This window comes from Vibrio sp. Vb339 (assembly GCF_902751245.1).
Lineage (GTDB): Bacteria > Pseudomonadota > Gammaproteobacteria > Enterobacterales > Vibrionaceae > Vibrio > Vibrio coralliirubri.
Genome location: NZ_CADDIS010000002.1, coordinates 347,679 through 372,602, shown reverse-complemented (window position 1 = coordinate 372,602; position 24,924 = coordinate 347,679). Strand labels below are relative to the sequence as shown.

The window sequence follows — 24,924 nt, the reverse complement described above, 5'->3', positions numbered from 1 at the left end:
ACAGTAATAGATTGAATAGTTGGGTAAATAAGTAAATAATATCGCCCCGTTTACACGGGGCTTTTTTCTATCGGAGGCACAATGCTTTACCGTCTAGCCAGAACTGGCTTTTTCCAACTTGATGCCGAAAAGGCACATGATCTTGCAATTCAAAATTTCAAGCGCTTCACAGGCACACCTATTGATCTTTTGTATCGCCAACAATTACCTCACCGACCTGTAGAGTGCATGGGTCTTACTTTTAAAAACCCAGTTGGCTTAGCTGCCGGGCTAGATAAAAACGGCGAATGTATTGATGCATTTGGCGCAATGGGTTTTGGTTTCGTAGAAGTAGGAACAGTGACTCCACGTCCGCAAGCGGGTAACGACAAACCTCGTTTATTCCGTCTTGTTGAAGCTGAAGGTATCATCAACCGCATGGGCTTTAACAACCTAGGCGTCGACAACCTTGTTGAGAATGTTAAGAAGTCGAACTACGATGGCATCTTAGGCATTAACATCGGTAAGAACAAAGACACACCAATTGAAAAGGGCGCTGAAGATTACTTGATCTGTATGGAGAAGGTATATCAATACGCTGGTTACATTGCTGTGAACATCTCTTCACCAAACACTCCGGGACTTCGTTCTCTACAATACGGCGAAGCTCTAGACGATCTATTGTCTGAACTTAAAACGAAACAATCTGAGCTGGAAGAGAAGCATGGTAAATATGTGCCTCTTGCTCTTAAGATTGCTCCGGATCTAAGCGACGACGAAATTCGCCAAATTTGTGAATCATTGATCAAAAATAAGATCGATGGTGTGATCGCAACAAACACAACATTGGATCGTTCAATCGTTGAAGGCATGAAACATTGCGATGAAGCGGGTGGCCTAAGTGGACGTCCTGTTCAATCTCGTAGTACTGAAGTAGTTCGTAAACTTCACGAAGAGCTTGGTGACAAACTGCCGATCATTGGAGTAGGTGGTGTTGACTCGTATGTTGCTGCAAAAGAGAAAATGATGGCGGGCGCGAAGCTTGTACAGGTTTACTCTGGTTTCATCTACAAAGGCCCAGGCCTAGTTGGCGACATCGTTAAAAATCTATAAGCTGAAATTGCTTTTATTTTTGAAAAGCGACAATCTGGCATCGTCTTACTAAAAGAGACACTGTAACTCACTGAGTTGTAGAGAAAAGCGATAAGAAAGAGGAATTCATTTCCTCTTTTTTTTTGCCTATTGCTCAGTAAAATTACTGTAATTGAAGGTAATTTTGCGTTTTACCTAATGGAATGGTTCAACAGTGTGAGACGAAATGATGCTTAAACCTAGCGATACATGGAGTTGGTATTACGATGAGCAGCAATGTTCATTAATGCTAAACCTCGGAGAGGATATGATTTTCAAAACGAATCTGGTCCGCAATAAGCTGGTGGATTGCGCGTTTAGAGATAATGAATTCACCGTTGATGACGCATCTTCATACCAAACCTTCAAAGAACAAATTTCTGGCTTAGAACTGTCTGAGCCTCGCCAAGCTGAACTCGCGCTTTATTGCGTGGCAGCAAAGCGCTTCCACAAGCCTGTACAGCCTAAGAGTTGGTTCTTCGACTCACAGGGTGCTGGCCACGAATACCCTCAAGAAGGGGATATCGTACAAATGAATAACGAGCATAGCTTAGGGTATTTCATTGTATTAGAAGTGGGAGAGTGTGCGAGCCTATGTGCATTTGTCGACCTAGAAGAGTTTTTGCTTACACCTTCAAAAGGGTTACGCTTTGGCGACTCGATTAAGGTCATGCACGATAGAATGATAGACGCGAACGCTATTCTTCATCAAACGCACATCGCGATGGTCGGTTAGCCTTCAATCTAGTCCATCATTTCTCACACACATCGCAACGCATCAACCTGTCAAACCTTCCCCAAAATCGGCTCATTAGCCGATTTTTTTGTGCCTAAAAAACCTCACCCTGATAAATACATCACTGCTTAACCATTTAAATAGTGAACTTACGACTACTTTTTCACCTTAATTTCTGCCTGTTTTTATCGCCAGAAGTGTAATTTACCTATCTTTATTCCCTGTTTTTTCCCTTTTGTAGCTAACTTTCACCCTGAACTCCTGATTGGTATATACCAAATTTATGGTGAATATAAATTCACATCGTCGCTTTGACGGGGATTTGCTCATGAATCGTGTTGGTTTGATAAGTCTTATGTTCTAAGGGGATGTGGGTAAGCGATCGCTTCAACACTGTGCGTTTGCTAGCCAGTTAGAAGAAAGATTCAATGAAAAGACGAGTTTAGTGTGATGCTCTAGTAACAAATTCAGGTATAATCGAGCTCATTTTTATCAATAAAAGAACACTATGAATCAATATCTAGCGGTTACCTCAAATGGCCTTGAGAATTTATTAGTTGAAGAACTAACCCAACTAGGGATTACAAACGCAAAACCTGTTCAAGCAGGTGTTAAATTCAAAGCTACCAATGAGCAAATTTATCGTTGTTGTTTGTGGAGCCGTTTGGCTTCTCGATTTGTACGTGTCCTTTCTGAATTCACTTGTATGGACGACATGGATTTGTACCTATCAACCACTGCGGTTAACTGGGTAAATCAATTCCATAGCTCTAAGCGTTTTGTTGTTGACTTCAATGGTACGAACAACGAAATCCGCAATAGCCAATACGGTGCGATGAAAGTAAAAGATGCCGTTGTTGATTGCTTCGAGAAGAAGTCTCTACCTCGTCCTTCTATCAGCAAAGAGAACCCAGACATTCGCATTCACGTTCGTCTACACCGTGATAAAGCGATTCTTGGTGTTGATATGGTGGGCAGCGGTCTTCATCAACGTGGTTACCGTCCAGAATCAGGTCGCGCACCTCTGCGTGAAACGCTTGCTGCAGCGATTCTTCTTCGTAGTGGTTGGGATGCGAATAAGCCTTTCCTAGATCCTATGTGTGGTTCAGGTACGTTGGTGATTGAAGCGGCAATGATGGCTGCAAACATGGCTCCAGGTGTTAAACGCCAGAAGTGGTGTTTCGAATCATTAGAAGATTTCGAACCAGAGCTTTGGGCTGAAGTGAAAGCTGAAGCGAACGTTCAAGGTCGTCGTGGCGTTAAGAAAGTAGAATGTAAGTTCTATGGCTATGACAATGACGAACGCATGATCAAAACAGCGCGTGACAATGCTCGTCGTGCTGGTGTTGAAGAGTTGATTGAATTCGAAGTAGGTGATGCTGCAAAACTTAAGCGTCCTACCGAGTTTACTGATGGTGTGATTGTTTCTAACCCACCTTATGGTGAGCGCCTAGGTACAGAGCCGGGTCTTATTGCACTATACACGGCGTTCGGCGCGCAGCTTAAAGCGGAATTTGGCGGTTGTAACGCGTCTATCTTCTCTAGTTCAGACGAACTACTGAGCTGCCTACGCATGCGTGCAGACAAACAGTTCAAATTGAACAATGGTGCGTTACCGTGTCACCAAAAGAACTACTCAATTTCAGATCGTCCGATGTCCGAACGTCCAACGGGCGAACAAGAACAACTGATTGCGCCAGACTTCGCAAACCGTCTTAAAAAGAATATCGGTAAAATTGGCAAGTGGGCTAAGAAAGAGCAACTAGATTGTTACCGTATCTACGATGCTGACTTACCAGAATACAATGTAGCGATTGACGTATACCCAGGTCACCTTGTGATTCAAGAATACGCAGCGCCTAAAGATGTACCGGAAGAAAAGGCGAAACGTCGTCTGACCGATATTATCCGTGCTTCTATTCAAGTAACAGGCGTTGAAGCAAACAACGTGGTTCTCAAGGTTCGTCAGAAGCAGAAAGGTCGTTCTCAATACCAGAAGATGGCTCAAGACTCATCTAACCTAGAAGTGAACGAATACGGCGTTAAGCTGATTGTTAATCTTCATGATTACCTAGATACAGGCTTGTTCCTAGATCATAAGATCACTCGTCGTCGTATTGGTGAGATGGCTGCTGGCAAAGATTTCCTAAACCTGTTCGCTTACACTGGCAGTGCATCTGTTCATGCTGCAGTCGGTGGCGCACGCTCTACAACAACGGTTGATATGTCTAATACCTACCTTGAGTGGGCAAAACAGAACATGGAGCTTAATGGCCGTGTTGGTCGTCAACATCAGTTTGTTCAAGCTGACTGCTTACAGTGGTTGGTTAAAGAGCAGGGTTCTTACGACCTGATCTTTATTGATCCACCTACGTTCTCTAACTCTAAGCGTATGGATCAATCTTTCGATGTTCAACGTGATCACATTCAGTTGATGGAAAACCTTAAGCGTCTTCTTCGTGAAGAAGGCACGATTGTGTTCTCTAACAACAAACGTCACTTCAAAATGGATCTAGAAGGTCTAGAAGCGTTAGGTCTTAAAGCTCAGAACATTTCTGCTAAGACGCTTCCATTGGACTTCTCTCGTAATAAGCACATTCATAACTGCTGGTTGATTACACATAAGTAGTTAAGAGATTGTATAAGGATATATAGTGCTGACTCTCTACAGTACAGAAGGGTGCCATCTATGTGAGATGGCATTCCAACTCACGGAACAGTTAAACATTAGCCATCACGTCAACGTTGTCGACATTGCATTTGATGATGAGCTCTTTTCCCGTTACGGGGTCACTATTCCGGTGCTCAAATTTGAAAGCTCTGATCTTTCTCAAAGCTCAGAGCTTAACTGGCCATTTGGCTTGTTAGAACTTAATGATTGGTTAAAGAAGAATGGCATTACTTACAATTCATAATGGGCAATTAGCGTTTGGCGATCACCCGTTATTAGATCGTGCAGACTTTGCACTGCAAGAAAACGAACGTGTGTGTTTAGTAGGGCGCAATGGTGCTGGTAAGTCTACATTGATGAAAATCCTGTCTGGGAACATCATCATGGACGACGGCAAGATGCAAATCACACAAGATGTGGTTGTATCTCGCCTTGAGCAAGATCCACCGCGTAATGAAGAAGGCACCGTTTATGATTACGTTGCTGGTGGTCTAGCGGAAATCGGCGAACAGCTGAAGATCTACCATGATCTTTTGGATCTCATTGGTACTGACCCGAGTGAAAAGAACCTAAACCGTCTTACTCGCGTTCAAGAGCAGTTGGATCATGCGAATGCATGGCGTTTCGAAGATCGCGTAAGTAACGTAATGGCTGCGCTTAAACTCACTGCTGAAACAAAACTGACTGATTTATCTGGTGGTTGGCAACGTAAAGCGGCACTTGCTCGTGCGCTTGTATGTGACCCAGACGTGCTTCTACTCGACGAACCGACTAACCACTTGGATGTTGCGACAATCGAATGGTTAGAAAGCTTCCTGAAAGACTTCCGTGGTTCAATCATCTTTATCTCGCATGACCGTGCTTTCATCAAATCGATGGCAACACGCATTGTTGATCTTGATCGTGGTAAGTTGAGCTCGTTCCCTGGCGATTACGAAAACTACCTATTAGATAAAGAAGAAGCGTTACGTGTCGAAGAGATGCAAAATGCTGAATTTGATAAGAAGCTTGCTCAAGAAGAAGTATGGATTCGTCAGGGCATTAAAGCTCGTAGAACTCGTAACGAAGGCCGCGTACGTGCGCTTAAGAAGCTACGTGAAGAGCGTTTGAATCGTCGTGAAGTGCAGGGCAAAGCGATTATCCAAATCGACGATGGTCAGCGTTCAGGCAAGATTGTATTTGAAGCTGAGAACATTAACTTTGGTTTTGAAGGCAAAGAGATTGTTAAAGACTTCAGTTTCAACATTATGCGTGGTGATCGCATCGCTCTGATTGGTCCTAACGGTTGTGGTAAGAGTACAGTACTTAAACTACTTCTTGACCAGCTTAAGCCTGATTCAGGTCGTCTGCATTGCGGTACTAAACTTGAAGTGGCTTACTTCGACCAATACCGTGAAATCCTAGATCCTGAGAAGTCTGTAATTGATAACCTAGCGGATGGTAAGCAAGAAGTCACTGTAGGCGGCCGTGAGCGTCATGCACTTAGCTACTTACAAGATTTCTTATTCTCACCTAAACGTGCTCGTACTCCTGTTAAAGCGCTGTCTGGAGGTGAGAAAAACCGTCTGTTATTAGCTCGTATCTTCCTTAAGTCGAACAACTTATTGATTCTCGATGAGCCAACCAACGATCTAGATATCGAAACTTTGGAACTTTTAGAAGATTTGCTTGCCAACTATCAGGGTACGCTTCTTTTAGTGAGTCACGATCGTCAGTTTGTTGATAACACGGTTATGACAAGTTGGATCTTCGAAGGTAACGGTGTGATTGAAGAATTTGTTGGTGGCTATCACGATGCTCAGCAGCAAAGAAAGCAAGCATTAGAGTACCGACAGGTTGAAAAGCCATCAAAGCCTGAAAAAGTAGTTGAGGAAACTCCCAAAACTGCGCCAGTTAAGGCTAAACCTAAGAAGTTATCGTATAAGCTACAACGAGAACTAGAAGCGCTACCAATGCGTTTAGAAGAATTGGAAACTCAAATTGAAACTCTTCAGGAAGAAGTCAACGATCCAAGCTTCTTTTCAAAATCTGTAGAGCAGACACAACCAGTATTAGATAAGCTATCTGCAGCAGAGCAGGAGCTTGAAGTTGCTTTTGAGCGCTGGGAAGAGCTCGAGGCACTACAACAGGAAAGTTAAGAAGTAATAATGACTTGTACTAAATTTAAATTAACAACAGTTGCAGCATTAGTTTTTGCTGCAACTAACGCGAATGCTGCGCTTTATAAGGTAGTTGAAGTCACTCCTTCGATTACAGGCGCGTCTGAGATCTTTGGTGTTGCGATTCAGCCAGCGACTGTTTCTGGAACAGAGAGTTGTTTTACTACTGGTACTGTCGGTGGAGTGGCATGTGACAGCTTTAAATTAGCTGGTGAAACTCGCAATACGGTCGAGGCTGTAAGTTATCGCGAAGAAGTGCCTTTTGCTATGGATGCTCCGTTCCAATACATTCAAGAGTTCGAGGATTTCGAAAACTATTGTTATCGAGAGTTGCGATACTCTACGTGTGAAAGTTGGGCAGAAAACCGCTGGAATGACACTTGGAGTAAAGAAAGAAATGACCTTACTTACGTCAATGCTAAAGCTTTTGTTGAAGGTGGCGCTACATTTGACAGTCGTAATACGGTAATTAACTCTCTAGATGACAATGCTCAACCATTAGGTGTTAAATCTGAAGGTACTATCCGTAATAACGCATTGTTTACTACGGCGACTGGGCCTACGGGAACTTCGGAAACTCGTGCATGGAAAGCTATAACGGCAAGTAACGGTACTGTTTATAATGTAGGTAGTGTATCTGAGGAGTTTGCTCCGACCGAAACTTCTGAACCAGATAAGGCTTTTGCTTCTAAAGCGGCTATTTGGGATGCGTCATATACTAACGAGCTTGATTGGGGACCAAGTGTTTCTGCGAGAGAAGATGATTTCTTTTCACAAGGGAGCATGAGGGGGGTTGTAGAGGTAAACAATCGCTTTTATGGCGTTGGTTACAACACAGTTAACGGAAATGGTGACTTGCGTGATATGAACGCGGTTGTTTTTACAAGTAGCCAAATAGACTTCGCGAGTAATGTTGATCTATCAACCGTCACTTGGGAAAATAAGTTTATTAGCGGCGCAGAAGTTAATTCAGGCTCAAATAACGACGATGCTAGATACAGTAACTCTGTAGCGACTGATATTAACGATAACTTATTTGCTGTGGGCTACTCTAAGCGTAATGGTTATGTACCAGAGAGCGGTAGTGCAGGTAACAAAATTTTCGTTGTTACTGATGCATCTGCAACGACTCCGACGGCAACATACCTGTCCGGTGGTATTTTCTTTGGTGGTTCAAGTGGTGAAGCTAAAGCGGTAAACAATTTCAATGAGTTTGTTGGCCAGATTGACGCTGAGACGACTCGTGAAGTAGATGGCAGCGAGCGTAGACACCGTGGTTTTATTTACCCTTATGCTGTTGAGGCTCCAAATAATGTGAGAGTTGACGCAGTATTTAACAATCAGGCTTGGTGGCTAGATGATCTGACCAATGGTGCAAATGCTGATGGTCAAGACTACTCTGATGCTAATAACTATTTCCGAATTATTGATGCAACAGATATTAATGATGCAGGTGTTATCTCTGGTACTGCTATAAAATGTACCGTGGGTGGCAAGGCACAAGCGTATGATACAACATCACACAACTCTTACTGTGGTGGCGCTTCGTCTAACGCAGTAGAAGAGGTTGTAGCCGTTAAACTGGTTCCAATTGCTGGTGCCACTAAAGATGATATTCAAACTCGTAGCGCAGATACCGAGAAAGTAGATCGCCAAGGTGGTAGCCTAGGTTGGTTAACTTTGACTGTGCTTGGTCTGTTGGGGTTCCGCAGAAAATTTAAATAATTTTATCTCTTGAGCCCGAGTTCACAATTCTGAACTCGGGCTTTTTTTCGCCTTGAGAAAAGTGAAAATTTGATCGATTCTTAAAGTTGGAGTCACAAAAACTCCGCAAAGTTGTAATCATTGTATGTTAGTAAATGGAACACCCGTATGAGGACTGCACTATGAAGAGACAAAAGCGTGATCGACTAGAACGAGCACAATCTCAAGGTTACAAGGCTGGTTTAAATGGACGGTCGCAAGAAGCTTGCCCATATAGCCAAATGGATTCTCGATCTTATTGGTTAGGTGGATGGCGTGACGCCAAAGATGACAAGCAATCAGGTCTCTATAAGTAGAATAGGGCACAAAGAATTAAAGGTCAGGGCTCCATTGTCTGTTGATTATAACGGCTGGAGCCTTGTTAGTTTCAGAAGAGTGCTAATCCCCAAAGTATAAAGTTATTATAATCTCGCTATCATAAGAGCGTCTTGCTGGTGGATTTAACCTATTTCACGCTTAGGTCTGAATACCTTGATGCACTATAACTAAATTTATTGAAATGAAAATAAAGCAGCCATGGGCTGCTTTATTAAAAATCTAACTATTAGATTAGAATGCTGACGTATCTTGGAAAAGGCCAACTTTCAGATCTTTAGCAACATAGATCTCTTTACCATCAACAAGTACGCGACCATCCGCAAGGCCCATAACTAGGCGACGGTTAACAACACGCTTCATGTGGATCTCGTAAGTTACTTTTTTCGCTGTAGGTAGAATTTGACCTGTGAATTTCACTTCGCCAACACCCAGAGCACGACCTTTACCTTCGCCGCCAACCCAACCAAGATAGAAGCCAACTAGCTGCCACATTGCGTCAAGGCCTAGACAACCAGGCATTACTGGGTCACCCGGGAAGTGACAATCGAAGAACCATAGGTCAGGAGTAATATCCAGCTCAGCAAGAACTAAACCTTTACCGTAATCACCTTCAGTTTCAGACATCTTAGTGATGCGATCCATCATTAGCATGTTCGGTGCTGGTAGTTGAGGGCCTTGTGGCCATAGTTCGCCTTGGCTTGATGCTAGAAGCTCTTCGCGAGTGTAAGAATCACGTTTGTTTTGCATTATCAATTACTCCGATTTTTGATAGGTGCATATTAGTGAACAGGTGTACGCTAAACAAGTCCGATCAGTACTAGACAAACCAGTTTTTAATGCGTCCAACGATTCCAATAGGGTGCTCATGTCTTTCAAAGTTTTCAATACGTTCCGCGATTTTGCTCAGAACGCTTTCTTGTTCATCGTCTCTAAATGGTTTGTTCATAATGAGAGGAATTGCTTCGTCTACATTAGACACAGACCAAATATGGAATTCTTCATTCTTAATGCTTTCAATAAGGTCAGGCTTTAGTGCAAGGTGTCTTAAGTTCGACCTTGGAAGGATCACACCTTGTTCGCCTGTTAAGCCGTTGTGCTTACACACATGGTAGAAGCCTTCGATTTTCTCGTTTAGCCCGCCAACAGCTTGCACACGTCCAAATTGGTCAACTGCACCTGTAACCGCAATTTGTTGATTGATAGGATATTCAGACAAAGCACTCACCAGAGAGCACAGTTCCGCTAGAGAAGCACTATCGCCATCGACTTCGCAATACGATTGCTCAAACACAACAGAAGCAGCGTATGGCAACGGATCTTCAAGGTTTAGTGCGCTGCTCACAAATGCTTGCATGATCATCATACCTTTAGCATGAAGATTACCACCCAACTCGGCTTTGCGCTCAACGTCGGCAATATCACCATCACCAAAGTGAATAACGCAGGAAATTCGTGCAGGTTCACCATAAGAGATCGGGTGTCCTGGAACATCGATAACCGTCAGACCATTAACTTGACCAACTTGTTCGCCCTCGGTTTCGATAATGACTTGGCCATCTCGAATATCATCAAGGGCACGTTCTGGTAGGTAAGATTCACGGTTATATTTGTGCTGTTGAGCTTGTTGGATATGGTGAATATCAATCTCACCATTGTCGGCTTCAATCAGAGCTTCGTTCAATAACGCATTGTGCCAAATAGGGCATAATGGAATATAACTTTGATCTTCAGTCTCTCTTGCTCCGGCCGTGAGAATGCCCGTCAACGCTTGTTGCGTGATGGTTGGCAATTCATAGCGTTGTTGAAGCCACTTAAGGTAACCAAGATATTGAGTCAAAGTTTCTTCAGAGAGCTTGATATCTTGTTCAATTTCGCTAAATAGGCAAAAACCGGTTTGAATATCGCTGTCTAGGTAATCAAGGTCACCTAGTTGAGCTCTGTCTCCAACCACAATCAACTTAATGTTGTAAGTCAAAGGCAAAGTCGGGGATTGGTTCAGGTGTTCTGGATTGCTGCTGATAGGCTCTACAGCTTCACCAAGCAGTGCTGATTTAAGCAATAACCAGCTTCCTGGGTTGGCCAAGATCAAGTTTGCTGAAACGATTAGATAGCCGTTGTTTGCTCTAGCCAGTAAGCCGGGCTTTGTCGCTACAACCTTACCGTCTTTTGACTGAACTTGGTCAAACAGAGAGACAGCATTTAAAGACTCAGTTTTTATAACCGGTAGAGTGTGATCATCTAAAGCAGTGACTAGAGATTCAACAATCATTTGACGGTAGATCGAATTGTCTGGAGCGTTTACAAGTAAAACACGCGAAAGGTTAGACAAACGGACAAAGCGGGTTAGCGCATCTTTGAATCTATGTTGAATATCTGAGAACGGGAAAGGCGAGATGTCAGGGAATTGCTCTAATTGAGCGCTATATTCGTCGTACTGAGGCGTAACATGTCGCCAATCTACTTGAGTCATTTAAGTTTCTGATTATGATAATGAGGTAGGGAGTATATAGAAAAACCGATCTCGCTTGTAGCTCTATGTTGTAGTTACTAATCACTAAGCTAATATAAGTATGATCTTGGTCTATTCTTTCAAGACAATAATTGTTAAATAGCCTATTTTGGGTTACGCTGTCACTAGGATTAACTCTCGAGATTAGACATGAAATATCAGCAACTTGAAAACTTGGAATGTGGTTGGAAATGGAACTATCTGGTCAAAAAATGGAAAGAAGGCGAGTCGATCACCTGCCACATTGATTCAAGTGAAGCTGACGTTGCTGTTAAAGCCTTATTGAAGCTTGAACACCAACCTACAGGTGTCCTTGAATGGATATCTAACAACATGTCTCCTGAGCTCGATAACAAGCTTAAACAAGCGATCAGAGCTAAGAGAAAACGCCACTTCAATGCTGAACAAGTTCATACTAAGAAGAAATCAATCGACCTTGATTACCGTGTATGGGAAAAGCTATCTCAACGCGCGAACGAGCTAGGCTGCACGCTCTCAGATGCCATCGAGTATTTGGTTAGCGAAGCGTCCCGTAGTGAACAGGCGAGCAAAACAGTAACCAGTCTCAAAGAAGACTTAAGCAAGCTTCTTTCTGACGATAAATAATCATCAACAGTAGTGGTGACATTATGATGTACGTGATCTTAATCGGTGCGGCGTTGGTCTTTTGGTTAGTTGCTGTTGATCGGCCGGTATTAAAAATCAAATTTAGCGATGGGGAGATCGAACAAGTTAAAGGTCATCTTCCACCGAGCTTTAAGCACAACCTTCAAGAAATTGGTCACAACAACGCCTTTAAAGGTGAGTTAAAAGTGTATGCGAAACGCTCTGGCTACAATCTCAAGTTCACTAAAGATGTGCCTAAAAACGTACAACAACGTATTCGTAACGTGTTCCCGCATAATGGGTTTAAGTCTAAAGGCTCAAAGAAAGCGTAATCGTTGAGAGTTACGTGTTAGCTGGTCAATCCTCATACTAAGTTAATCCTTCATTTTCTTTTAATCTCCGCATACTGTTCTCACCTTCAACAAAGAGAGAGCAGTATGAGATATCTAGTATTCCTATTGTGTTTTTTATCCCCAGTTGCTTTTGCCGACGATGCATTGGTTAATCCCGTAGCTAAAAAAATCAAAGTCACCGTCATGAAAGGGCTCAACAAGAGCAATGTTGATTTCGCTGGTTATTGCGATCTTATGATTGAGATGAAGCACTCTAAAGGTTACGCAAGAATTAAAAGGGTGAGAACGTCTGGTGATAGTAGCGTTTGCAAGCAGGCGAAAAAGTACTTGCCGAAGAAGAAAAGGTTCAAATACAGCTTTCCAGAAAAGTATATCCGGCTACATATCATGTACTAGACGCTTCCAATGCACTATAACTAAACGGTCTTAATTTTATTGAAACAATTTCGTGAACCAATCTCTAATTTCTATTAATATTAGTTTTGTTATAAAGGCAGGATATGCCGACGCAAGAGCATTTACGGCAAAGGAAAGTCACGGTTGTTGTTAGCAAATAAAAGTTATACCCCTGAAGTGATTGAGATCTCTAGGAAGGTCTCAATCAACGTTGAAGCTCGCTTTAATCGATGGTTAATCTCACCTGAATATAAGCTTGCACAATCTACAGTAGACACGTTACTAAGTTTAGAAAATAGGTATTGTGATAGCGTCATATTTGATGAGTCTGACCGCATATCTCATAACCAACGTATTCTACTGCGCTGTGAACAAGATAGAGTTAATGCTCATCGTGAAAAAGTCAACGCGAAGCAACAAACCTTACGATACGTTATCGATGATGTTAGCAATGCAGCCTCGGCTCTAATGCTTGAGAAGCTTCAAGGCACATTAATAAGTTCGTTGTTTTCAGACTTACCCGATTACAATCAGTTCGCTAGTATTGCGTATTCACCATCTTTAAACTTTTCAAAACTTCACGAAATATCTGCGAAAAGCAGGCCATTGAGCTCTAGCTTAATCGAGTTTGTTTCCAACCAAGAGTTTGCAGATAAGTATGGAAAGAAATCTAAGGTAGTTCTTGATCCTAAAGTTGCATCACGACAAATAGGAATAGAAAATTGTCGTTTATTGTTCCCATTGTTAATGAGTCAGCAGCTGATTAAGTGGAATGATGGCAACATTAAACACATCACACCTAAGGTTTGGCAACACTTGGTCGTGACGTCAAATGCGACTCGAATTCGACTTCAAGAAACGTCGGTTAAAGATCCTAACGTAGGCATTTTACTTGGCGTGTTGAGAGTTCTGCCTTTGTTTTTAATTTGTAACCACTTTTCTTCAACGTTTGAAGACGCATTGGTAAAAACGATGCTTGGTTATCGTGAAGCAAGTGACAAGCATGACGAATATTATGCTTGTACTGAGGTGATGCCAAACACACAGTTTCTCGAATCAATGGTCGAGCAGCTAGAGCTTAAGCTACTAAAAAATCTCGTTGAATTTATAGATTGGAGCCCCGGGAACCAGTTCATCAAGAGGGCACTTCTAGAGGAAGTGAATGACATCCCAGTACTTGAGCGAACAGTTTATGGTGCAGCTTTGGCTCAAGGTAGAAAATATTCTGTTTTCGAGGCGTTAGATAATAGTGAACTATTTAACGTTAAGCACCGACCTTATTGGTTTTCAACTGTTCAAATGTCTATCGCGACCATTGAGCAGATGCAAGATAAAGTGCCTGGAAAACTGACGACGAACATGTAGAAAAGGGAGCCACATTTAATGTGGCTCTCTTTTTTTGTTGCGCTGTAACTTTATGTAAGTGACTAACTTGTAGATATAATCTTGCTTATTTCGTTTAACAGACCACTTCGAAGGTAAACGACTCTTGCTTTGCTATTGCGTGTTTAACAGGGATACCAAGGCGCTGGCAAGTCATCAGAACTTTTAACTTCCTGTCGGCAGGAGCGTGCTCTGACAGAATCACCGAGCTTAGGCACTCTCTATTAAGGTAGAGTTTATTTCCGATCATCTCATCATTAGGTAATACCCAACGGTATTCCTTTTCATAGCGCCAATTAGAATGCTTAATTTTGAATATCTCAGGTCCCAGTCTTGTTGTTTGTAAACCACTTAGCGATGCCGGGAGGAACATACTAGGTTCGTCTTCATACTGGACTTCAAAACAGTTGAGATTGGCCTCGCCGTTATAGCAGTTGAGATCATACTCGATACACATGCCTTTAAAGTTGTCACCATACTGCGACCATAGTATTGGGTGGTCACTCGACTGAGAGAAACACATGATCTTAAAGTTTTCTTGAAGTTCTTTGTTGAATACTTGGTTAGATTCAAAAGGGTTATTAAAAGTTTTAGCGTAGTCAAACCACAACGAACACTCGGAAATAGATTGTATGTTTCTGTCGTGGAGCGATCTGAACTTATAAAGTTTAGGCAACATATCAAACACCTAGTTTACAAAATTGCCTGATGTTAACACTTTAATTTAATTTTAAAGATTGAATGCATAGCATTTGATTGCTTAATCACCAAATTTATTCATATAACTGTTTGATAGATCAAAATTTAAACACGAAATAGTAGCCTGTTAAAGTGGTTTATTTTGCGTTAAGGTTAATTTTTCAAGTTGTAACTTTTTACATAAGATACAACGTAACTTTATTTATGGTTGAATTGTCTTGTTAAAGTAAAGGTCGAGTAGGGAAAGGGAAAATAGGTGATCAAAATTAAAGCCGAACTTCAAAAAGACGGCTTTAATTGTATTTAGCCTAAGGGTGAATAGAGTTTAGAAGTGGTACCTTGCACCTAGGTAAGCGGTTTGGGGTGATACATCGATGGATTCTATTTCAACGTTTGCATAGCGGTAACCAATATGGATGTCGATGTTGTCTGTTACTATAGCACCAAGCTCAGCACCAACTTGGTAGGCTGCTTCAGACTTAGAGCCTGATACTCCAAAAGCTTTCGCTTCCATATCCATAGAGCCAACACCGGCTAACAAAGATACATACAGATCTAAGACGTCACCTTTAACAATAAATTTTGGTTTAATGTTTACGAAGAAAGCTTGGCCTTCAATATCCATTAAGTCGTTATAGTTAACTTTTCCGATTTTTCGGTACTCTGCCTCTAGTCCCAGTTTGACTAAGTCATGTGTATTGAACTCGTAGCCTCCAACCAAGTTATAGCTAAAGTCTGATAGATCAGATGAATCTTCAATGGCGTTGCCACGATATTCTAATTCAGTTTCATTATAAAAGCCGATATCAACCCCAGCATAAAAATGACCATGCTCTCTGGGTGAGTTTTCGTTTTCACTAGCAAGCGCCTGCGAGCTGATGCTAAAAAAAGCGGTGAATAGCGATAGGGCGATTGTACTGATTTTCATGTAAAGCCTTCTAAGATAATAAGTTATTCAGTTCCAGAATATGTTAACAAACAAAAGATACTCTAACTAATTGAGAACTAGCCTAAACATCTGATTTTAAAGACTTGTTGGTAATAGAAGTATCATTATCGCAGTTATGAGACAAGGTAATACAGTCTAGACAGAGGTTAATAGAATTTATGTTGCACTGTAACTTACTATCAGCTAAGTCGTTTAGATAGGTTCGTTTTGGATGGCAACGCAGTTTGGTCACAATGACCGTTGGGCATCAGAAAATTCAAAGTCAGTGGTTTGAAAAACGAGTACGGATGTTACTGATGGCGTTGATAGTTGATTCAATTTGGTGAAGAACAAGCCAACATAGATAAACAAGTGGTAGTACGGACAATAGACCGAGAGTTAGTGGAAGCGTTAATCATCTAGGTTCTTTCGGGAAACAAAATCAGCGTAATAGTTTTTAATTCTCAACCAGCAGAGACTCTGGACTAACTTTGGAGAAGCATGCGTAATTAGAAGTCTTAATTAAGTTTGAGCAGACATGTGATAAAGCCATCACGATTTAATTCAATTAACGCAGAGTCAAAGCCATAAAGTAAATAGATAGATTCATGCGGCGCTGTACGTGAAATCTACTGGTAATAAGGCTACGAACACTCACAGATCTTAATCTCCATTTGTCAATCCCACTTTAAAATGTCCTCATTTGTCCCAAATAGAAATGTCCCCTTGTTAGGTCTTTCGACTGGAAGCTTTGAATGGTTCGGTGAGGACAGGGTTGATGGCTCGAGGCGCTGTTTGAAGGGCTCTTTGTTGTGCACGGCGCTTGGGGGCTTTCTTACTGCGGGTTCGTTGCTGTTGTTGTTCGAATTCTTCTTGTTGTTGCTGAGCAAATTTTAAAACTTGGCCGAGGCGTTTGTTGTCGACGATTTGGGTTTGTTGAACGTGCTCGAGTTTGTCGAAGGTTTTGAATTCGAGTTTTCGATGCCCGTATTGGATGGCGATTTCACCGTTTGGGTAGTCGAGTATCTTGACATGTTCGTGCGCTAGTCGGCTGTTTTCTTCAGTAGGTTCAATGAGATAAATCACTTTATCGTATTGAAATGTCAGCGACTTTGAGAGCTTGCGGGTTTCTTGCCAACTGAAAATATCGTCGAGTTCTTGCTTGGACTCTCGAACCGGGCGATGCATGTCTTTTGGGTATTGAGCGGGCTTAGCAAAGCGATGGTTAAAATCGGCGATGAAGTAGGGAAGCCAGGCGTTGGCTTGTTCGATGGTGTCGATACCTTGTAAGCGCATCTCTTTAACCAGTCGGTCTTGCAGCGTGAGGTTGGCTCGCTCAACGCGGCCTTTGGCTTGGGAGCTGTTGGCACAGATGAGTTCTATGGCCAGTTCTTTCAGCACGCGCCTGTATTGAGTTTGGCCAACTTGTTTGTGTTTCTCCTGATTCACTCGAAAAATTGAGTGCTTGTCACTGTAAAATGCGATGGGTTTACCGTGCTCATTGAGGTATTCACGCGTGGTCAACATGTAGTCAAATGCGGATTCTGTCTCGCTGAATCTTAGGTTCATCAAACGGCCAGTCGCATCATCAATGAACACCAATAGGCAGCATTTGTCGCTGCGGCCTTCAAACCAGTCATGATGGGAGCCGTCAATTTGGATAAGTTCACCCAAGCAATCACGACGGTAACGAGGCTGATAGACTCGAGGTTTGCGTTGTGAATGTGGAAGCCACAGTCCGTCGGCGATCATCCATTGACGGAGTGTTTCTTTAGAGACGGATAGATTGTGTCGTTCAGTCAGTTTTTCCAGAGCGAACGTTGGTGAGAAGTCAGAGTAATGCTCACGGATAAGTTTCAGTATTTCAATTCTGAAATGTTCTGAGTAGCGTCGATTACTTGGGCGTCCACGCGCTGCGTGTGTAAGACTTTGAGCACCAAGAGAGACCAGTTTGTTCACCAAACGTCGGATATGGCGCGCAGACAGATTCAAAATTATAGCGGCGTCAACTTGGCGTAGTCGTTTTTCACGTACGTCAGTAAGCACCTTGAATCGATGAATATCTTTTTCACTCATAGTAATAAGCATCCGGATAACTCCTAAGCAGACCAATATAGGTAAGCTTAGGAGGACATTTTAAAATGGCTCAAACCGGACATTACTAAATTGCTCTAACACCATTACTGCGCATTATGTATATTATGTTAAATTGGTTTTGGTGTTTATAAGGCAGGTATCTCTGTGTGATGCCCTGCCTCTTGTTTATCTATCAAATCGACGTTCTATTTAACAGTAAGGCTATTTACCATAAAATACCTAATAAACATATTTCCTAATCTTCGATTAAGAATACGTTTATTAGACTTCAAGCATTAATCGATCAATGGCTTCTGTGATCTCTTTGGTTCTTACTGGCTTGGTCACGAAATCATTCATGCCGACATCCAAGCACGAACATTTGTCTTCTACTGATGTGTGTGCTGTTAGTGCGACGATTGGTGTTTTGATGTTCGCGTCTCTCATGTATTTGGTTGTGGTTAATCCATCCATGACCGGCATCGACACATCCATTAAGATAATGTCTATCGAGTCATTGGCTCTTTCCACAAAACCAATCGCTTCCTCACCGTTGCTTGCGATGAAAACTTCGTGGCCTTGTCGCGTTAGGATTAATTTGATCACCATTTGATTCGTTGGATTGTCTTCGACAACTAACACTGAATATCGGCTTCTCAACTCTCGTGAAGATTCATCTTCGTTGTTAGCCAGATTATTCGTAACTCTAGTAAGCACTGGTAGCTGTACTTCAAATTTGGAACCTTTTCCAGGCTCACTCTCTACCGATATGCGCCCGCGCATTAGCTCAACCAGTCTTTTAGTGATAGCCAAGCCTAAACCGGTGCCACCAAATCTGCGTGTGATTGTGCTATCAGCTTGTACAAATGGACTGAACAGCGACGAAAGTTGTTGCGAGCTAATGCCAATCCCTGTGTCTTCCACCGTTATATAGAAAGAGCTCTGCTGGTACTTGATAGAAACATGCACATGCCCATGTTCAGTGAACTTAATCGCGTTACCAATCAGGTTAAATAGGATCTGTGCTAATCGGCTTGGGTCGATGTAATGCAGTTCACCCTCAGGGATATCGCTGGTTACTGTTAGCGCCAAACCTTTATCGTCTGCTGTCTTCTTTTGTTCAGATAATACAAAAGTTACAGTGTCTCTTACATTGCTCCATTGAGGAGCTAATGAGAAACATCCAGATTCAATCTTAGAAAAATCCAATACGTCACTGATAATTGCCAATAAAAGCTCAGATGATGTACTCATATTAAGCAGTATAGACTGTTGTTCTTCGTTCAATGATGTGGATTTTAGGGTGTCTATTAGGCCAATGATGGCATTTAGCGGAGTTCTTAATTCATGACTCATCATCGCGAGGAATTCAGACTTGGCCTTGTTGGCTCTTTCTGCGTCTTTTCTTGCTGTGACAAGCTCTGCTGTACGTTCTCGAACGGTTGCTTCAAGCTTTTCTTTGTTCTCAATATCGAAAACAGCACGCTCTATCAACGGTCGGAAACGGTTTAGTGTGGCCTTGGTTTCAATACTAAAGTGCTTGGTATTTGAGTGGATAAATATGATGACGGATTGTGTTAGTCCGCTATCTATACCCGTAATAAGAACGGAGTTGATTTGGTCGAGAACAATGGGATGCAGAGAGTTGAATTCCCCAAGAGACTTGGGTTCGAAAAGGATGGCGCATTCACCATTGATGACTCGCGATAGCTTGCCACAATCGCTCCAATTCATCTGTTCGAAGACTTTGTTATTGCTTAGCAGGGTTTTGAAACTGCCTTCGTTCCCTACCCTTGATACCACGATAAAATCATCAAACTTAATGTACTTTTTGAGCACGAACTCAAGACTGGAGAATATCTCAGATATGTTACTCGCCTTACTGATCGCAGAGATGGTTGATAAGATCACCCTGTTCTCTTCAGCCAGTTTTCGCTCACGGGCTTTTAGTTTTTGCAGTTCAATACGTGCTTCTTGCAGCGCTTCTTGACCTTCAGAACCCATTACTTTTTCAACCTATAAAACGTTGCAGACGATACCATTAAATTCCCGTGTGCATTCTCACCACCAGAGAGCCTGCCTTGTTCACCAAACGTAAATGGACATATGTATGGAAGCCCATTAAGTGCTTGATTTATTTGGTCACAAACCTCATCCATATCTTGTTTAAGGTTCAACATTGGACCGGCACAAAAGATATTGATCGCCCCTAGTTTCTCTTCAAGATCCATGTCGTTGTAGTATGAGGAGTGAATGATATTCGCGGCCCGGCTAATCAACTGCTGCTTAGACCCTTGCATCAGGTAGATGGTGTCGCCTTCACTGATGTCTGTGAACAGCTCAATCCCATTACACTCCGTCTCTCTGATCGAATGAGACAATTTGAAATATGGGTAATCGTAAGAAGAGCCAACTTTCCTGCCTAATGGGTAGACTGACGACTTTTCGAAGATATAACCATCATCACTGCCACCTAAGTGGAAATTAGTCCATTCGTTATAAACGGTGACGGCTGGCCTGTGGTCTATCTCCAACAATATTCGGTTTCTTACTTTTGTCACGGTGCCTGAATAGCGCGTGGGTGTATGACCGGCGCTGAAAGAGGAATAGATGGACTGAGACGCAAACACCACCGTTAAAGATACGCCATTTATAGACAGCGACTCTTCGGTGAAGATACTCCAGTTTCCTGAAACCTGATTGTCTGCAGCACTGCCACCAATAATTGGCACTTCAGTACCAAATTTCTTATCGATAGCCGCCATCACCTTTTCTTCGTTACCCGGTGTGGAATGCAACAAGATAAGATCAGGGATTTCACCTTCTCGGTTGGCGCTCTTGAGTGCTTTGTCTATCGCGTTGAAGGTACTGCGGCCTATGGAGTCGCTGAAATGTTCGATTCCCGTACCATAGGCGTTGATCCCCGAGTCATAAATAATGAGGACGCCAATGACTGGACCAGAATGAAAACCAGTTTCGGTCATAATGCCGTGACAAGTAGTACAGCCATGTATGGGAGTGTTAGGGAGAGCATCTACGAAATATCTCTGCACAGCGAGTGTCGAATACTCTTCTGTGCAGTAGCAAATAAGACAAGCAATATCGTCAGGGTTTTCCACCCCGCAGAGCAACTCATCTACTGCGATTTTATCGTCTAGGGAGTAAGAGACTTTTGATAGAAATTTCATAGATTCTGGGTAACTTTATTAATGCTCTCTTTATAACACTTTAATGCATTGTGTTTCACTGATTTGGTACATATTTCTATCAAAAGACCCGAGGCGTGCCCCAGTTTTATCTCTGTTACTCTTTGGACAAGTTTACAGAAAACGTGCTCACCTGTTGTGGAAATGTAACCGTTATTGAGGAGGTCTTATCATTAGTTTGTAACAGCCAATTTGATGGCCCTTTTTCTTCCAGAATTCCGCTTTCATTATAGCTAATGATAAATTTGCCAGTTTTAGATGTTTCGATCGAATACCCTAGGTTATCGCCCGAAATTAAAACATTATGATTATCAATACCAAATTCACAAGGTTTTGAAACTATACAGTTTACTGTTTCGTTATTATCGTATGTTACTGTTCTCCAAGTAAATGCAGCTATTAAAATAACCAACATGACGATAATTTGAACAAGCCTGCCTTTTGTTAGCTTTTGTGCCGCCATTATAATCTTTACTCCTTGTTACAAAGTTCAAAGTTTTTAAATAAAAATCCAATTCCAGACCAAGCGTAAGGTTACTACTCTGTCATTGATTTGTTAATTCAAGTATAGTGTCGCGTTGAAAATGCCACTTTTTTTTAAAATCAGCAAGTGGAAATAAAGCCCTGAATAGGCTGAATTTCCTTTTCTAATTTGGGTGGCATTACGACGTGAGTCGTGTTGGAAGTAAAGTGTAGTAAATAAGAAATTGGAAGCATGCAAATGAGCCAAGAAAAGCAGCTTGAACAAAACTACAACTATACGGTCGTCCGTCAATTTACCCTAGTTACAATTTTGTGGGGTATTGTCGGTATGGGCGTTGGTGTTTTGATTGCCGCTCAATTAGTTTGGCCACAGCTAAACTTTGATACGCCGTGGTTGACGTACAGTCGTTTACGTCCCCTGCATACTAATGCGGTTATTTTTGCGTTCGGTACAAGTGCGCTGTTTGCAACATCATATTATGTTGTACAACGTACCTGTCAGACGCGTCTCTTTGGTGGCCCTCTCGTAGCCTTTACCTTTTGGGGTTGGCAAGCGATTATCCTGTCCGCTGCAATTACTTTACCGTTAGGTTTAACCTCTGGTAAAGAATACGCAGAACTTGAATGGCCAATCGATATTGCTATTACTCTTGTGTGGGTAGCTTATGCGGTCGTGTTCTTCGGAACCATGATTAAACGTAAGACATCGCACATTTACGTAGCAAACTGGTTCTTCGGAGCCTTCATCATCACGGTTGCCGTGTTGCACATCGTTAACAGCCTAGCTGTTCCTGTCTCCGCGTTTAAATCGTACTCGATTTATTCCGGTGCGATCGATGCAATGGTGCAATGGTGGTACGGACATAATGCGGTAGGCTTCCTATTGACAGCTGGTTTCCTAGGTATGATGTACTACTTCGTTCCTAAACAAGCTGGTCGCCCTGTTTACTCTTACCGTTTGTCGATTGTTCACTTCTGGGCTCTCGTGTCTCTGTATATCTGGGCTGGTCCTCACCACCTACACTACACTGCACTTCCTGACTGGACTCAATCTCTAGGTATGGTTATGTCTTTGGTTCTGTTTGCTCCATCTTGGGGTGGCATGATTAACGGTATTATGACTCTATCTGGTGCGTGGCATAAGCTTCGCTACGACCCAATCCTACGTTTCCTAATCGTTTCTCTATCATTCTACGGCATGTCGACTTTCGAAGGCCCAATGATGGCAATCAAAACGGTTAACGCACTATCTCACTACACGGACTGGACTATCGGTCACGTACACTCTGGTGCGTTAGGTTGGGTTGCAATGGTTTCTATCGGTTCGGTTTACCACTTAGTTCCTAAACTATTTGGTCAAGAGCGTATGTACTCTGTATCTCTAATCAATGTTCACTTCTGGTTGGCAACGATTGGTACGGTTTTCTACATTGTTGCAATGTGGATCTCTGGTGTGATGCAAGGTCTGATGTGGCGTGCAGTTAACTCTGACGGTACATTAACTTACAGCTTTGTTGAATCTGTAGAAGCGTCTTACCCGTTCTACTTTGTACGTTTCTTAGGTGGTTTCATCTTCCTATCAGGTATGTTCTTAATGGCATACAACACGTACAAAACTGTTTCTGCACCTAAAGATAGCCTTAAAGCTATCCCTCAACCGGCTTAAGGAGATTTAGAATGAGCTCAAATTCAAATAATCGCCATGAGTTGGTAGAGAAGAACGTTGGCCTACTAGCGATTCTTATCGTTATTGCTATCAGTTTTGGTGCTTTAGTAGAAATTACCCCACTTATTTTCCAAAAGCAGACTACTGAACCTGTAGAAAATCTACGTGTTTACTCTGCTCTGGAAATGGAAGGTCGTGATATCTACATTCGCGAAGGTTGTAACGTATGTCACAGCCAAATGATTCGTCCTTTCCGCTCTGAAACTGAACGTTATGGTCACTACTCTGTAGCTGGCGAAAGTGTTTGGGAACACCCATTCCTATGGGGTTCTAAGCGTACTGGTCCTGATCTAGCGCGTGTTGGTGATCGTTACTCTGATGAGTGGCACCGTGTTCACCTTATCGACCCTCGTGAACTTGTTCCTGAATCAAACATGCCTGGTTTCCCATGGCTTGCTGAGAATGTACTTGATGGCAAATTGACTAAACAGAAGCTTGAAATCTTCCGTAATCAATTTGGTGTTCCTTACACAGACGAACAAATTGCTAACGCTAAACAAGATGTTGAAGGAAAAACAGAGATGGATGCAATCATCGCTTACCTTCAATCGCTTGGCCACGCAATGAAATAAGGAATAATTATGGACATTATTACATTTCAAAGTGTTTGGACTGTTACTGTTTTTGCTTGTTTCATCGGCATCGTTTGGTGGGCTTTCGGTAAAAATCGTAAGTCGCGCTTCGACGAAGATGCAAACCTAGTGTTCGCTGATGAAGCACCTGCGAAAGATAAAAATCAAGGAGTGACGAAGTAATGAGTACATTCTGGAGTATTTGGGTAACAGTAATCACAATCGGCACGTTGATTGGCTGTGCAGCCTTACTTCGTTGGTGTTCCAACGATAAAACAGGTGTAGAAGAAGGTCAGGACATGGGTCATGAATACGATGGTATTCGTGAGCTTAATAACCCGCTACCTAAATGGTGGACATACCTTTTCGTTAGCACAATTGTGTTTGCAGCTGTTTATCTAGCTCTATACCCAGGCCTTGGCAACTTTAAAGGTCTACTAGGTTGGACGAGTTCAAACCAAACAGTTCGTAGCGTAGAAGAGTCTCGCTCTGCAATCGCTGCTGCGCAAGCAAACAAACAGTTAGACGCATACGCGAAAGAGCTTGATGATGCAGACACCTACTTTGGTGAAGCATTCAGAAAGCTAGCTCACGACGAAAATGGTCTACGTTCTGTCCCTGACATTGCATCAGATGCTGATGCAATCAAAGTGGGCCAACGTTTGTTCCTACAAAACTGTTCTCAGTGTCACGGCTCTGATGCACGTGGTCAGAAAGGTTTCCCGAACCTGACTGATGACGCATGGCTATATGGTGGTGAACCACAAGCTATCGTTACTACCATCATGCATGGTCGTGTCGGTCAAATGCCAGGTTGGAAAGACGCTCTTGGCGAAGAAGGCGTAAAAGAAGTAGTTAGCTACACGCTTAGTCTTTCTGGTCGTAGCGTAAACGCACGTGAAGCAGAAGCTGGTAAAGCGCGCTTTGTAGTGTGTGCAGCGTGTCACGGTACTGATGGTAAGGGTAACCCTGCTGTTGGCGCCCCTGACCTGACTGACCGTGACTGGCTATTCGGCGATTCTCGCGCTGATGTGACGGAAACAGTCATGTACGGACGTTCTGGTGTAATGCCGGCTTGGAAGGACATCCTCGGTGAGGATAAGGTTCAGCTCGTCTCTGCCTATGTCTGGAGCCTCAGCAACTCAGATAAAGAGTAACATAATAATAACAGCCCCTTCTTAAGGGGCTGTCTTTCTTTTACAGTTATAACCTTAAGTGTTTGTAAAAAT

Annotated in this window: 23 protein-coding genes; 15 read left to right on the top strand and 8 right to left on the bottom strand. The window is 42.5% G+C overall.

The features are described from left to right. Positions 1-81 precede the first annotated feature (81 nt). The 7 genes from pyrD to rmf all read left to right on the top strand — a co-directional run bounded on the left by pyrD (position 82) and on the right by rmf (position 8,736). Complete coding sequence (gene pyrD, locus HRQ85_RS10560) at positions 82-1,092, top strand: quinone-dependent dihydroorotate dehydrogenase (protein ID WP_017063847.1); 1,011 nt, start codon at positions 82-84, stop codon at positions 1,090-1,092. 205 nt (positions 1,093-1,297) lie between these two features. Further along, positions 1,298-1,846, top strand: a complete 549-nt coding sequence (locus HRQ85_RS10555; RefSeq protein WP_017059680.1) for a cell division protein ZapC — start codon at positions 1,298-1,300, stop codon at positions 1,844-1,846. 508 nt (positions 1,847-2,354) lie between these two features. Beyond that, positions 2,355-4,475 carry a bifunctional 23S rRNA (guanine(2069)-N(7))-methyltransferase RlmK/23S rRNA (guanine(2445)-N(2))-methyltransferase RlmL gene (gene rlmKL / locus HRQ85_RS10550; protein WP_172379565.1) on the top strand — a complete coding sequence of 707 codons (2,121 nt, stop codon included), beginning with the start codon at positions 2,355-2,357 and terminating at the stop codon, positions 4,473-4,475. A gap of 25 nt (positions 4,476-4,500) precedes the next feature. Then, positions 4,501-4,761 (top strand): glutaredoxin family protein, encoded by a 261-nt coding sequence (locus tag HRQ85_RS10545; protein ID WP_019823251.1) that lies wholly within the window; start codon positions 4,501-4,503, stop codon positions 4,759-4,761. Then, entirely contained in the window at positions 4,739-6,655 is a 1,917-nt protein-coding gene (locus tag HRQ85_RS10540) for an ABC transporter ATP-binding protein (protein ID WP_172379564.1), read from the top strand. The genes HRQ85_RS10545 and HRQ85_RS10540 overlap by 23 nt, the downstream gene beginning before the upstream one ends. Positions 6,656-6,664: 9 nt before the next feature. Beyond that, complete coding sequence (locus tag HRQ85_RS10535; protein WP_172379563.1) at positions 6,665-8,401, top strand: DUF3466 family protein; 1,737 nt, start codon at positions 6,665-6,667, stop codon at positions 8,399-8,401. 161 nt (positions 8,402-8,562) lie between these two features. Beyond that, entirely contained in the window at positions 8,563-8,736 is a 174-nt protein-coding gene (rmf, locus tag HRQ85_RS10530) for a ribosome modulation factor (RefSeq protein ID WP_017059676.1), read from the top strand. A gap of 253 nt (positions 8,737-8,989) precedes the next feature. Here the strand turns inward: rmf and fabA are convergent, their stop codons facing one another. Continuing rightward, positions 8,990-9,505 (bottom strand): bifunctional 3-hydroxydecanoyl-ACP dehydratase/trans-2-decenoyl-ACP isomerase, encoded by a 516-nt coding sequence (gene fabA, locus HRQ85_RS10525; RefSeq protein WP_017059675.1) that lies wholly within the window; start codon positions 9,503-9,505, stop codon positions 8,990-8,992. Between the two features lie 70 nt (positions 9,506-9,575). Further along, a complete protein-coding gene (locus HRQ85_RS10520; RefSeq protein ID WP_048615970.1) occupies positions 9,576-11,228 on the bottom strand; it encodes an AAA family ATPase in 1,653 nt (550 codons plus the stop codon). Between the two features lie 189 nt (positions 11,229-11,417). On the opposite strand from HRQ85_RS10520, the gene matP reads away from it, so the two are divergent. The 4 genes from matP (at position 11,418) to HRQ85_RS10500 (ending at position 13,987) form a co-directional block, all read left to right on the top strand. Continuing rightward, positions 11,418-11,873, top strand: a complete 456-nt coding sequence (gene matP, locus HRQ85_RS10515) for a macrodomain Ter protein MatP (RefSeq protein WP_017059673.1) — start codon at positions 11,418-11,420, stop codon at positions 11,871-11,873. A gap of 23 nt (positions 11,874-11,896) precedes the next feature. Then, entirely contained in the window at positions 11,897-12,205 is a 309-nt protein-coding gene (locus tag HRQ85_RS10510; protein ID WP_172379562.1) for a DUF3634 family protein, read from the top strand. Positions 12,206-12,310: 105 nt separating this feature from the next. Then, positions 12,311-12,622, top strand: coding sequence for a hypothetical protein (locus HRQ85_RS10505; protein WP_172379561.1), 312 nt, complete (start codon positions 12,311-12,313; stop codon positions 12,620-12,622). 144 nt (positions 12,623-12,766) lie between these two features. Next, positions 12,767-13,987, top strand: coding sequence for a hypothetical protein (locus HRQ85_RS10500; RefSeq protein WP_172379560.1), 1,221 nt, complete (start codon positions 12,767-12,769; stop codon positions 13,985-13,987). Positions 13,988-14,081: 94 nt separating this feature from the next. Here HRQ85_RS10500 and HRQ85_RS10495 read toward each other — a convergent pair whose 3' ends face one another. The 6 genes from HRQ85_RS10495 to HRQ85_RS10470 form a co-directional block, all read right to left on the bottom strand. Further along, positions 14,082-14,684, bottom strand: a complete 603-nt coding sequence (locus HRQ85_RS10495) for a DUF2971 domain-containing protein (RefSeq protein ID WP_172379559.1) — start codon at positions 14,682-14,684, stop codon at positions 14,082-14,084. Positions 14,685-15,029: 345 nt separating this feature from the next. Next, positions 15,030-15,632, bottom strand: a complete 603-nt coding sequence (locus HRQ85_RS10490; protein WP_172379558.1) for a porin family protein — start codon at positions 15,630-15,632, stop codon at positions 15,030-15,032. A gap of 729 nt (positions 15,633-16,361) precedes the next feature. After that, positions 16,362-17,708: an ISNCY family transposase gene (locus HRQ85_RS10485; protein WP_172380054.1), complete on the bottom strand. Its 1,347-nt coding sequence runs from the start codon at positions 17,706-17,708 to the stop codon at positions 16,362-16,364. 282 nt (positions 17,709-17,990) lie between these two features. After that, complete coding sequence (locus HRQ85_RS10480; protein ID WP_050645569.1) at positions 17,991-19,712, bottom strand: ATP-binding protein; 1,722 nt, start codon at positions 19,710-19,712, stop codon at positions 17,991-17,993. After that, a complete protein-coding gene (locus HRQ85_RS10475; RefSeq protein ID WP_050645568.1) occupies positions 19,712-20,896 on the bottom strand; it encodes an FIST signal transduction protein in 1,185 nt (394 codons plus the stop codon). The genes HRQ85_RS10480 and HRQ85_RS10475 overlap by 1 nt, the downstream gene beginning before the upstream one ends. Positions 20,897-21,011: 115 nt before the next feature. Beyond that, complete coding sequence (locus HRQ85_RS10470; protein WP_048610975.1) at positions 21,012-21,377, bottom strand: hypothetical protein; 366 nt, start codon at positions 21,375-21,377, stop codon at positions 21,012-21,014. A 252-nt stretch (positions 21,378-21,629) separates the two neighbouring features. Here HRQ85_RS10470 and ccoN point away from each other — a divergent pair, with 252 nt between their 5' ends. From ccoN to ccoP, 4 genes are read left to right on the top strand one after another with little or no spacing between them, the layout of a single operon-like run. Further along, positions 21,630-23,063 carry a cytochrome-c oxidase, cbb3-type subunit I gene (gene ccoN, locus HRQ85_RS10465; RefSeq protein WP_009846707.1) on the top strand — a complete coding sequence of 478 codons (1,434 nt, stop codon included), beginning with the start codon at positions 21,630-21,632 and terminating at the stop codon, positions 23,061-23,063. 11 nt (positions 23,064-23,074) lie between these two features. After that, positions 23,075-23,695 (top strand): cytochrome-c oxidase, cbb3-type subunit II, encoded by a 621-nt coding sequence (gene ccoO, locus HRQ85_RS10460; RefSeq protein WP_017059643.1) that lies wholly within the window; start codon positions 23,075-23,077, stop codon positions 23,693-23,695. 9 nt (positions 23,696-23,704) lie between these two features. Then, positions 23,705-23,878: a CcoQ/FixQ family Cbb3-type cytochrome c oxidase assembly chaperone gene (locus HRQ85_RS10455; RefSeq protein ID WP_004733679.1), complete on the top strand. Its 174-nt coding sequence runs from the start codon at positions 23,705-23,707 to the stop codon at positions 23,876-23,878. After that, positions 23,878-24,852, top strand: a complete 975-nt coding sequence (gene ccoP / locus HRQ85_RS10450) for a cytochrome-c oxidase, cbb3-type subunit III (protein WP_017063857.1) — start codon at positions 23,878-23,880, stop codon at positions 24,850-24,852. The genes HRQ85_RS10455 and ccoP overlap by 1 nt, the downstream gene beginning before the upstream one ends. Positions 24,853-24,924: the final 72 nt, after the last annotated feature.